At 57.9% G+C, this 11826-nt stretch carries 7 protein-coding genes; 2 read left to right on the forward strand and 5 right to left on the reverse strand.

Annotated elements, in window-relative coordinates; all coding sequences use genetic code 11:
• Positions 1 to 484: 484 nt before the first annotated feature.
• On the forward strand, positions 485 to 673 hold the full coding sequence (locus ONR57_RS12705; protein ID WP_265123853.1) for a hypothetical protein: 189 nt from the start codon (positions 485 to 487) through the stop codon (positions 671 to 673).
• A 105-nt stretch (positions 674 to 778) separates the two neighbouring features.
• Here ONR57_RS12705 and ONR57_RS12710 read toward each other — a convergent pair whose 3' ends face one another.
• Complete coding sequence (locus ONR57_RS12710; protein WP_265123854.1) at positions 779 to 913, reverse strand: hypothetical protein; 135 nt, start codon at positions 911 to 913, stop codon at positions 779 to 781.
• On the opposite strand from ONR57_RS12710, the gene ONR57_RS12715 reads away from it, so the two are divergent.
• On the forward strand, positions 912 to 1412 hold the full coding sequence (locus ONR57_RS12715; protein ID WP_265123856.1) for a hypothetical protein: 501 nt from the start codon (positions 912 to 914) through the stop codon (positions 1410 to 1412). The genes ONR57_RS12710 and ONR57_RS12715 overlap by 2 nt on opposite strands.
• A 498-nt stretch (positions 1413 to 1910) precedes the next feature.
• Here the strand turns inward: ONR57_RS12715 and ONR57_RS12720 are convergent, their stop codons facing one another.
• From ONR57_RS12720 to ONR57_RS23325, 4 genes are read right to left on the reverse strand one after another with little or no spacing between them, the layout of a single operon-like run.
• A complete protein-coding gene (locus ONR57_RS12720) occupies positions 1911 to 6164 on the reverse strand; it encodes a hypothetical protein (RefSeq protein WP_265123857.1) in 4254 nt (1417 codons plus the stop codon).
• Positions 6161 to 8299, reverse strand: coding sequence for a BREX system Lon protease-like protein BrxL (brxL, locus tag ONR57_RS12725; RefSeq protein WP_265123858.1), 2139 nt, complete (start codon positions 8297 to 8299; stop codon positions 6161 to 6163). The genes ONR57_RS12720 and brxL overlap by 4 nt, the downstream gene beginning before the upstream one ends.
• On the reverse strand, positions 8296 to 10425 hold the full coding sequence (locus ONR57_RS12730; RefSeq protein ID WP_265123860.1) for an ATP-binding protein: 2130 nt from the start codon (positions 10423 to 10425) through the stop codon (positions 8296 to 8298). The genes brxL and ONR57_RS12730 overlap by 4 nt, the downstream gene beginning before the upstream one ends.
• The gene (locus ONR57_RS23325) at positions 10422 to 11822 is read right to left on the reverse strand and encodes an SIR2 family protein (RefSeq protein ID WP_265123861.1); all 1401 of its coding nucleotides are present in this window, start codon (positions 11820 to 11822) and stop codon (positions 10422 to 10424) included. The genes ONR57_RS12730 and ONR57_RS23325 overlap by 4 nt, the downstream gene beginning before the upstream one ends.
• Positions 11823 to 11826: the final 4 nt, after the last annotated feature.

The following is an 11826-nucleotide window of genomic DNA, read 5'->3' on the forward strand; positions in this document are numbered from 1 at the left end:
CGGCTCAATAGCGCTGCGGCATCGGTGAAGACCGTCTTGACGCTTGTGGCGAACTCGATCTTTTGGTCGAGTACGTCAACCATTTTGCGCTGTCTATCGGTGAAGTGGTGAGCGACGGCGCGTCCAAGGGGAGATTGCCGAAGCCTTGTACTGCGCCTGCTCGAAGAAGGTTCTGCTGAACCTGCCCGAGCTCGTCAAAGCAACGACCACACGATTCGGCAGCTTTGTCCAGCGCGTCACGTGTGAGTGTCAGGTCACCAGACTGAAATTGCCTGTAATACCGCATTCAAAAGCGGAAACGCCTGCATTCGGGCTTCTTCGCGCATGGTCATCTGTTTTCTCCTTACGTTATCGTCGTCAACTTAGCGGCTGAGGCAAAAAGTTCTAGGTCCGCGGCGTGTGAAATCACGCGCGAACACACCGTTTCGCCTGCAGGAAACCCCCCGTCGCGAAGAATCGACACTTCGATCGAGGCCATGCCGGGATGCCTGCTGAATGCAATCTTGCATCGGGCTCCCTCCCTGTCGTCGACTGGCTTGTGATCCCGGAGCACTTGCTGACAGTGGCCGAATACGTGCAGATCGCAGAACTGGAACCGGGCTACAGCGAACTTGGTAAGCGCCGGGTCGCGATGTCGCCGAGCCCAGTTCCCGGCACAACAACTCGTCGCTGATGTTGGCGGTCCAGTTGCTATTTGTGAGCGCTGCGGTGGCTCCGTTGCGGCTGTCACAGTAACTCCTCACGAAGCGAACGCCCCCTGCGTTTCCATGCTGATGTTCTACGGGGCGGTACTGACAAACGCCGGCACCGAAGGTTCCGCAATGGTGCGGGGGTCTACCGAGAAATGAATGTGAATTCCGACAGTCGTCAGATTGAGCCGCCACGAGCAGAAGATCACATAACGTGTCTGCATGAGCGGATATCTCCTGATCATCGCGGACCGAGAACCGCTGGGCTGGATTCTGTCTGAGCGGCGCACAGCGTTCCCGCACAAACGCGCTACTGAAGCGCGTTCGCTCAGGCCGGGTGATTCGCTGTTTCTGTACACTACGCGAGGCTGCTATCGGAATCCCGGCAGAGACCGCGGGCGCATCATCGCCGAAGCGCACGTCGCGACAACCGTCGCCGAGCTTGATGAGCCGGTCCGGTTCGGGGACCACGAGTACCCGGTGGGCTGTGACCTGTCGATCGAGAAGATCACACCGTTCGGCTCAGGACCGGAGCTTGCGCACCTCGTCGGTGATCTCCAGACATTCGCACCGATGGGCGGGGCCTGGTCGATTAAGCTGCGGCGGGCGCTCACGCCGCTTACAGATTCTGACTGCCAGACGATCAGGCAGCACCTTGCTCCCCTGACTGAACCGGTTGATGGGGTTATTCAGCCGTACCTGCGGTGGTGGAGCAAGAGGTGATGAACTTGCGGATCGCAGGCAGTGATGCCTCGCGCGACAGCTTTATGTGCGTTTTGGGCCTTGATGAGGTCAGCGGCTGCGAGTTTCAGGTTTTGCGCGGCATCGAGGGCATCACCGCGAAGTCCAGTTTGAACGCCTCCCTCCGGCGATTCCTCGCGGCTCTGCGCCCGATGGGGACCGACATTGCCAGCCGGAGATGTGGCTGTGCTGCGGTTACCCCGTGTGCGACGGTACCGGTGGATCCGCCAACGCGGGTCACCTCGACTACGCATGCCACGACGCCGAATTGCCGGATGGATGAGGCCAGCCCGGCATTCATAGGAGATCGCAATAAGCTGGCGTGTTTGCGCGAGTTCCTCGATGACGCGCACGAAACGATCCACTTCGACGGGTCGTGGCCTGGATTGGCTCATCGTAAAGCTCACCCTGGCTCATCACGCCGAGCGCACCGGCGGGGAGCATCATCAACGTCTGCTTCGAGAACGAACATCAGATTTGCTAGATCGAATCAGGATCGAACGGCGCGTCTGCGACCGCTCCAGGTGCGAAATCGTCTTGGTCTTCGTCGGCTCGGCGCCGGACACTTAGAACTGGACCATGCGTATGGATCGCATTGTTGGAGGTCAGGAGCGCTACATACCAAACATCTGAGAAGGACATGTTCCGATGATTGTCGTCGTCTACCGGCAGGGCATGACGTTCGCTTAGCGTGCCGATCACCAAGTCAGAGTTGAGCTGTCGGAGCCTGTCGGTGAGCCAGTCCGCATCGACCAGAAGCACATCCTGGTGGTTTTCCCCGTCGGGGACCTCAATAGCTCGTGCAACTACCTTTCCGCCACAGGCCCACTCAGCGCGGCCTCCTACCCAACGCGCAGAACCGAGGAGTTCCGGGGTGGGAGTGTAGAAGTCGACAGACTCGTCGATGGAACAGTCGAGTGTGCTGCCTTCCCACAAGTACTGCTCCACCGCGGGCCGAGGCCGAAGGCCGATGTCACGCAGGTCGCGCGGGATGTCGTAATCGCTCAGTTCCACTTCGGCGGTCGACACGATGGGTGCCGACGCTGCTTCTCCGAGGTATTGGTGGTGCATGCGTTTTGCTTCCGGCATTCCCCGACCGGACAAGCCCTCTTTCTGGATGAATTCGTAAACTCGAGTTCCCTGGCCCTGCGGAATCAACCACGAGAACTGCAGGAAGAAGATATCCCGTTCCCGCTTCGACATCCCGGTGCGCTGTGCGTTGTCGCGGTCCCAAGTTGAGTAGCGTTGGATCGCGACCCACTGTCGGCCGGCAGGGTCGGTGCAGCAGAACATCGATTCGGCAGTCGGCAGGTCGTCTGTCTTCGCAACCCAATCATCTGGCCTGGCATTGATGTCCATTTCTGGGGCGCGGAGAGTTGCCCACATGGCGGTTGCGTCACGAGCAACGCGGCAGACGTGGGACTCACCCTCCACGACACTCGGTGGAAGAGTCGGGTCGAAGTCGCGTCCGTACCAGACCCAAGGCCCTTCGTATCGGTTTTGGGTTTCGCTCCAGGTCTCGTATGAAGGGTGGTAGTTGTCGGCAAGCCGGGCCAGTAGCTCCCTGTGGGCGATCCACTGGTACTTCTTGCCAAAACGCTCAGCCTTGTGTCCCTCTCGCCCACGCCTAAGGTTGTGATTACGTTCAAATACCTCGAAGCGCTCTGTAGTCCAGCCGAGGGAGATTGCACGGTTCGCGATCCACCGCCCTGCCCAGTTGACATCAACTACATCGAGCGGGTTCTTACGGTCTTTTGCGGTTGGGGCCGGGCCAGATAGCGGGTGCCAACTGAAGAACTCCACGTCGCTCTTCACCACGTACTTATTGAAGTCTCCGTACCAATCGAGGCACGAGTGCAGGATCGACGACGCGCGCCAGTCTTTGTAGTTGCCAGCGGAATCCTTGATTGGACCGTATGAGGCTTCGAGGTCTTCACGCGTCGGAGGCTCATCAGGCGGTGTTGCTCCGTACGGCGGTTCGAAATTCGAAAAGGACTCGTCGGCCTGCAAGCCTCGATCTGCGTACCACGCGGCAATACCTCGGACAGCGTCACGCGCTAGGACGTCGACTGGAAGGCCGGATTTGGCCCACGAGGTGACTTCTTCGAGCACCGAACGAGCGGCGTCCAGGTCGCCGTCTCCGCCAACGAGAACAGCGCCGTAGGAGCAGGTCAGAACTCGCTCTTGAACGTAGGGGTCGTTGACGTGCCGCGCCTTCGCGATGAGGGATGCAGCGAGTCTCAGCCGACGAGCCAAAAGGGTGACCAAAGTCTTCGATGCGCGATCGCGCAGAAACCTGTTGGGAGACGTGAGCAGCCACATTAGTGCTATCGCTGCAAGGCGGGCTTCCTCCTCGTTTGCTGCGCCTGAGAGGCGCTCAGCCCAACGAGTCAGTCGATGAAACGCCTCGGAGCTCTGATCGAACTGGAAGGTCGCGATTGACCATTTAGCGTCTCTGTCAGCCATGCTCAGATCGACAAGTTGTGCGTGGAGCCAGTCAGCGTTTCCGGGATGGCCATCACGCGGAGCTAGCGCGAGAATGGTCTCAGCGTCGTGCGGTTCTTCGAGGAAACGCTGACGAAGCAGTTCCAATGCGCGCGTGCCGAAGGCTGCGGCGTGGCGGTCGGTCAAGCTCTCACGTAGGGCTTCTTGCAGTCGAAGATCGTCTGTCTTCGCCGACAGAATGTCGACGAGTTCGATGCCCTCCTTCTCGGGGAGCGTCACCGCCAGCGATCGCCAAGACCACGGAGCGTCAGCGATGCGCGTCGCCAGCACTCGCCGTCTCGATGCTGACCGCATGAAAGGTAGGAACCGGTGCATCCGAGAACTCGACTCTGCATCGACTGCGACCAAAAGCCGGTTTGCGAGGAGGTGCTCGGAGTAGGCCTGAAATGGAAACGCGACGGACTCTGTCCCGTCATACGAGGGGCGGAGCTCTATTAGCCCTTCACTCGCCAACTGCTGGAAGAGTGTGTTCGGCCAAGCCCGACCCGGGAGGAACCCCTCCACCTCCTGCTCGATCTGATGACGCGGAATGGGCCGACCACCGTTTTGCAGAAGGCGATCAGAAATGTGCGTCAGTGCATCCGCGACGACCCTGCTGGTCGGTGGCAATGCAAGCTTTCTCGTTACCTTCTTGCCGACTACCTCGGCGTAGCGATCGAAGAGGTTAGAGCGTGTGGGAGCGTCAACAACTCCTTTAGGATCTGCTGCCATCACCTGGCAGTACATGCGCAGGAAGAGCGGGCTACTGAAGCCAGGCTCGTAAAGGCCATGGGACGGAACTGGAATGCCGAACAGATTGCAGTATGCCGCGAGTCCCTCCGCCTCCATTCCCGTGAGTCCTGGGTGCTGGACCTTGAGGAGGGAGTCTGGTGGACCGATCACTTCGCGGTAGTCCGTTCTAAAGGACACGATCAAAGCAAGGTGGTGATACTTGCTGAATTGCGCAACCATGGCGGGGAGTTCGTCCCGCCATCTCTTAGGCGATTGTGACTCGTTGATCGCGTCGATCACCACGAGAGCGCGACAACTTCGAGCTTCAGCCAAAGAGTCGAGCGCTTGGAGGAACGTGTCGCTGTCGGCGGCGATGCCGCCGAGTGTGTCTGAAGCTGCTGGCCACCAGTTTTTGTCGCTGAGTCGTTGGCCGAGTATCGCGAGGGCAGGCACACCACGTTTCAGACACCCTTCAACGGCACGCATTAAGGCGTGTGTTTTGCCTTGTCCTGCTGGGCCGATCAGCGCAAACGCTCGATTTGTAAGGGCCGCAGCGGCGACGCCTGTAGCGAGAGAATGAAGGGCATGGAGAGCCGAGATCGCGGCATCAAGATTTCGGTGCTCATACCATGGCAAGTTTCCCAGCTCGCGGTACGCGAGATCGAGAAGTTTGCTCGTAAGCGCTTCGATTCTCGCCAGATCTGGAGCGTCATGTGGAATGACATCGTCACCGCTGTCGGTCGCACCAAAGTATGCTGCGCGGACGTCGTCGAGTTTGGTAATCAACTGCTTCGCAGATGCAGTCGAGGTGCCCCACATACCAGTGTCCTGCCGTAAGGCAGCAAGAGTGTGTTTGATGTCTGCGTGGAGACCGGCAAGGAACACCGGACCGCTCACTGCTGCATCTATAACGTCGTTTATGGAGGACGGGGAGTCGGCTTCGGGAGTGTAACGCTCGCCGGCCACCTGCTTCGACTCCGTGAACCTGTCTTCGAACCACTTGTCAGTAAGCTCTAGACCACCGAACCAGTACTCGCGGCGGCCGGCGTGCTCGTTCAATGTCAGCTTGGCTGTGATGTCTCCGGCTCGAATAGTAGCGAACTCGATCTGTGCTGCGCCCGGGATGTCGCTGCGCCACCGTTTTACGGCCGTGTCCCAGCGATCTTGGTCTGTTGTGTTGCTCGCTGTTCCCGAGTCCGTGAAGTCGTAGGGAACCACGAAGGTCAACTTCGTAAGGTTCGGGCGTTTAGCGCAAACCGCTTCGACGGAGTCACGCATGCCGCTCAATGCGTCCGCGAGGGTGGCGTGGAACTTCGCCTGAAAGCCCTCCTGGTGCCCGTCGTCGTAGATCTCGTACCACTCGACACCGGCGTCCGGAGCGCGGGTCTTGCGTGTCTCGACGTGGCTATCGCCCACGGGCGGGCGCAGCTGGTAGACGAGTTCTTCCCATGCACGCGCTTGGCTTCCCTCATGCGCTCGAATATCGCGCAGACGGATCTCGCTGGGTCGGGCGATCATGCGACGCCGTTTGGGGCGGCGGCATCCCCATGTCGTTCACCTTCTCGGATATACGTCACGCCAAAGGCCTTGACCTGACGGTACTGCTGAAGCTTAACCGCAAGGTCAAAGGCGTCGTTCGCGACGAACTGGAAGATGTCGAGCCCCCGCCCGAGATTGATTCGCCATCCGGAGTTGGCGACGATTGAGCGGTCGTGGATGGTGCCGTCGAACTTGACGTCCAGTTTGATGCCCGCGACTGCAGCCGCTTGCTTTACGCGGAGCAGAAATTCCAGCTGCTTCTGCAGCTTCTCCGGACCGTCCCTATTCTCGCTGGTGACTAATACTATCTTCACTTCGTCGGCTGGATCCTTAACGGCCGCAAGCGCTTCGATAAGTTCCATCAGGTTCCGGGCTTGGTGAAACTGCCGAATGTAGGGGTCGACGATGGTGATCTCCGTTGCACCGCGAAGGTACGGGAGCAAGAGTTTCTCGTACGAAACTCCGCGCTGGTTCTCTTGGAACTCGCGGTGGCCCTCGAACAATGGTTCCGGCTTTGAAGTCTTCTCATACCGCACAGACTTGGTGTCTGCTCGCTCCGTGGACTCCGTCGGCTGACCGTGCGGCTCCCCTTCGTCCGTCCGGCGCTTGTGGTAGTAGTCCGGGTACTCGTCCTCTTCGAGCGTAGTAACCCCGTGCCAGTCGCCTGCTTTATCGAGATACCCGAACTTCACATCCGCCATCGTCGTGTCGATGCGAAGAATTTGGTCTTTGACACGTTTGCGTCCTTCGATGGCGAATCGGAGGATCTCTTCGATCTCTTCCTTCGACGCTTCCCCATTCGGATAGAGGATCTTCATTAGTCCGGAGAAGGTCTTGTGGATTCCGTCGCGGTCGCGGGTGGAGATATCAGAACCAAGTGTGAAGTGCTGCTGGTAGCGATCGGAGTAGTCCGTGTTGCGCATGGACTTGAGCACTTCGGCGATGTAGTCGACGACGAAGCCGTAGCCGTCGGAGAACATCTCGCCTCGGATAATGTCGACTTCCCAGCCCGGAATGTAGAAGTGCAGACGGTCGAGATAGGCCGGGTCATGGTAACTTTCGGGCAACTCGTCGAACAGGTCCGAGTGTTTAAGCATGTAGGGCACGTTGTGTGAGGTGTTGCCAACGAACACCATCGATGCCTCAGCGCCCAATGTCTCTACGCCGCGGGAGAACGACTTGTTCGCCATGTAGTTCTTCATGATGTCGACAAGCGCCTTGTCGGTGCGCTTCTTCTTGCCAGCGAACTCGTCGAACGCAACGACATCCCAGTAACCAACGAGGCCGATTCGACCGTTGGAGTTGTTGACGAAAAGCTTGGGAACGGTGACCTCACCACCGGAGATGAGCATGCCGTGCGGCGAGAACTCCGAGTAGATGTGTGACTTGCCCGTTCCTTTGGGGCCGAGCTCGACGAGGTTGTAGTTGCGTTCAACGAACGGGATGAGGCGCACGAGCTGAATGAGCTTTGCTCGTCGGCCGAACACCTCGGGGTTGAAGCCAATTGACTGGATTAACAGATCGATCCACTCGTCAGTGGTGAACTTCTGTCGTGCTTCGACGTATACATCGAAGTCGAAGTTGGACAGCTGGATCGGCTTGATCGATCCAAGGATCCACGGCACGACGCGTGCGTTGTCACTGTGGAAGTATTCGATGTCGCAGATGCACCACACGCCGCCGACCAACAGCTTGGGGTGCGCGGTGATAGTGGTCGACTCGACGAGTACCTGCTTGATGCCGAGGTTTGTAAACGTGGCCTCGTAAACGTCGTCCTTGTCGTTGAGCGTGACGATTACCTTGTCGATGATCTTGTATCGACCGCGCTCACGAATGGTCGACTTCACTAGCTCCGACTGGTTCCGGTGGACGTAATGGTCAGCGAGAATCTTGCGGACCGCGTCAATGCCAGCCTGAATGGTGGCTTCGTCGTCGGAGGCTGCGTACTGGCCGAGAAGGTATTCCAGTACGTACGAGGGCACAATCGCATTGCCCTTAACTGCCTTGACGAGGTCCTTGCGAACGACGAGGCCAGCGAAGTGCTCGTTGATCTTGCGATCGAGGGCACCTGCCGTGAGTGAGTTCGAGGAAGTCAAGTCCTTGATGTCTGTCATGCGTCGTCCCCTGAATTCGAATAGCCGCTCGGCGAACTCTCTTCCTCTGCGATTTGCTGCCAGTCGCGAGCTACGGCGTCCCAGTTAGTCGGCCGGTTGACGGTATTACCATGGGCGTCTGAGCCGGTCCACACATACCAGTAGTCGGGGTCATCGGATCTCGGGCGATGATCGGCGGGTAGATCGAGCATTTCGACGGTGATTGGTAACTCCGACGCCCAACCCAGGAGAATAGCGTTCTTTGACGGCAAAGACGGTAGGTCGCGAAGGAGGCTCCGAAGGTTGTCAGGAACGAGCCTCTGTACGAGGTCTTGATCTGTGTGGTTGCTAAGGCGGTGCAGGAGGAACGTGTTGCACTGCGACAGTACAGTTGGAGAAAGCTCGCTCGGACGTTGCGATGACAACACTAACCCGAGCCCAAACTTCCGCCCTTCCCTCGCAATTCGTTCAAATGTATGAGAACAGATTTCCTGGGTGGATCTGGATTCGGAGTCGGAGGCGTACCGCTTAATGAAGGTGTGCGCCTCCTCCATGACGAGGACCGTCGGAAGAGTGTCACCGTCATTAACTTTGCGGTAGCGCTGAAGCGCCTCCAAGGCCATGCGCCCGATTACCGCGGTAAGAATGTGGACAGCGTCGGCTGGAACCAACGACAGATCGATCACAGTAATATTGGCTGCCCCAGGATCTTCACCGAAGAGGCTGGAGAGCCACCCCAATAACGATAATTCTCCATCGTCCCCGCAAACAGTTCGCAAGCGCGAGTCGGCGAGAAGTGTCCGAATCCGCATCAGCATCGGCTCGACATGCTCGGCAACATTCAAAACCTCAGCGTTTGCTTCGACGCTGCGAAGGAATTGTTCACTGTTAAACTTTCGGGGTACGTCAGCATCCAGCGGTAGCGCTTCGGCCAGAGTCCCGCCAAAGGCTGCGTGAGCGACTGAAGCGAACTCGAGTAGCTGCTTTACCTCGCTTTTGCTGAACTCCCACGTTGGGTGGTTACCACTCCGTGCACCGATCAACTGATTTGCATGATTGTGCAGACTCTGTAACGCTGCATTCTCTTTATCCGAAAAGTCTGCGTCTGGCTCGAAGTCGACTACGAGCTTCCTGAGCCTCTCGCAAAAGCCCTTGGGTTTTGGAAACGCGCCCCATGGAGATCCGGATCGATACTCCATCTGTATTACCGAAACGACCGTCCTGAGGAACCGTCGCATGTCATCGCGTCGAGACGACGAGGGGTCGAAGGATCCGTCGCGCACTGCACGCAACGAGTGGACGAGTGTAGGCCGTTGTGTACGTGGACTCGCTTGGGTGATCGCGGACCACTCGTCACTGTTCCACAGCCAGAGTGGGACCCGGAGTTGCCCTGCTTCCTCACTTGCCTCAACTGCGTAGACCTGGGCACCGAGATCTAAAAAAGCCTTCCCGTATTCGCCATTAGGATCAAGGATGATGAACCGTGCGTTCGGAGTTTTTTCCGAATGCCCTTGCTCTCGGAAGCGCTGGCGCGCTGACTCAAGTGACCAGCGGATGAGGCCTGCGACCGAGCAAGACTTTCCGCTTCCCGTATTCCCTAGGATGGCAAGGTGACGACCGAACAACCGATCTGGGTCGATCTTGACTTCAGCATCAGCGGCGAGCGGACTTGTGCCTATCAATACGCGCCGGTTTGCGCCTGACTCGACAATCGACCTCAACTGTTCGGTAGTCGGCAGTAACACCGGATCCCCGACCGTCGGAAAGGCCTGGATTCCTCTGATGAACGTGTAGTTAACCTCGCCATCGCTCTGGGTCGCCAGCAGCGATAGTTGTCCAACGGGATTCAAGCTCATCTTCCGAAGCGGGTACGGAACGTCGATCAGCCCAAAGTCCTGCATCCCTTTACGCTTTGGATACTGAGACCGCTCGACCGTGATCCATTCAACCTGCCCCACCGCAAACGCGCCGTCACTTGGGACCAGTACGTACCCGTTGACACGTGGAAAAGCGCGTGGTGATCCGGCATTTAGGGCAACCGTGTCGGGTGCCTCAATGTCGAGAAGCACTTCGATCTTGTCCGGGGAGACAAACTCAACGCTGCCGACTCGTAGGGAGTCAGCGTGGGCCATCGGTGTATACGTCATGAACCGTCCTCAGGCTTCGGACTGCTGTCGCCACTGGAGGATTGATTGATGTGGTTGTCCTCGCCGTAGCGATGCCGCAGCAAGTCAGCCATTCGTCGCGATGTCGCATCGATTGACGGCTTGGGCAAGTACTGAGAAGTCAAGTTGGAGATGTTGCCAAGTTCAGGCCCCACAAGTAGGGACACTTGGGACCTTCGTCCCCACTCTTCGAGCACTTGCTGAATTCTTCCAAGCTTGTCGTCAAACGAAATGATTACCAGGTGAGTTGAAGGGATCGTCAACGCATCGCGGATTACCCGATTGATGTGGTCGTCCCCGAAACTGTATCCGTAGGTCACGATCGTGCTATTCGGCCTTGCTATCGCTGCAGCGAAGTCCCGAAACAGTTCAACGTAGGGGTACTCAGCGGTTTCGCGGTCTTTAGCGGCATTAGGAAAGATCATGAGACTATTCGCGGAGACCCCGTTGAGCCCAGGAGCTTCCAAGTACGGGTTAATAATCTTCGCACCGTAGGGAATGCCCACTCGACGAATGGCTTGTCCCTTCGAGATCCAATCGATTGAGCCATGTAACTTCGTGAAGCGGACTACACCTTCAACGAATCGGGGTTCGCCTCGAATACCTGGTGGATTGTAATGCAGATCCAAATCAAGACGGGAAGATCGGAACATAGGGGTGACAGAGCCAACAAACCGGTCGAGGAGATGCAACCCCGCGAGCTCAGCGCCAACCTCTATTAACCGGTCGTAATTTGTCGTGAAGATATTGAGCCGGTCTCGGTTTCCGGTTCGGCTTGCGAAACTCATGAGGAACGACACCAAGGTTGCGAACGCGTGGGTGCGCTTCGACGGCTCAGCCTCCATAAGCTCCCGCTCTGCGCACAGAATCGAATCTGCGAACTGCTTGAGCATTTGGCTAAGTTCGTCGCGCAGATCATTTGCACGAGCGTCCCCTAGAATCTCCAATCCGCGCAGAAGCTGTGTCGCCACGCGGATCCGATCTTCGATGTTGGGCTGATCCCGCCCAGCCAGTAGCGCCGAACTTTTGCTCGCGTCGGAAAGTTCCTGTCCACATGTCTGGAATTCTCCGCCCTCCATGTTTGCCGCGTTGGCGCCTGACAAGCGTGCTACGCCGGTCGGGAGCCCCGAGCCGACTAAGAGCGACAAATGGTCGGATTGAAACAGCGATGTCAGCCATGGCTCAATCCTCCGACGTAAGGCTACTTGGTCGAATGAGTTACCAGCCCAAGGTGGAAGCTCGCCGCCAACTGCTTCAAACTCCCCAGAAGGGCTCTGACTGAAGCGAAAAGCCTTAACGTCGTCGCGAACTTTGAGCGAGTTTGTTGGGCTCGACGCATCTGAGACTTCCGCCGGAGAGTCCCCGTCACCGTTCTTCACACCA

Source organism: Hoyosella sp. YIM 151337 (assembly GCF_026041215.1).
In the GTDB taxonomy this organism is placed as follows: domain Bacteria; phylum Actinomycetota; class Actinomycetes; order Mycobacteriales; family Mycobacteriaceae; genus Hoyosella.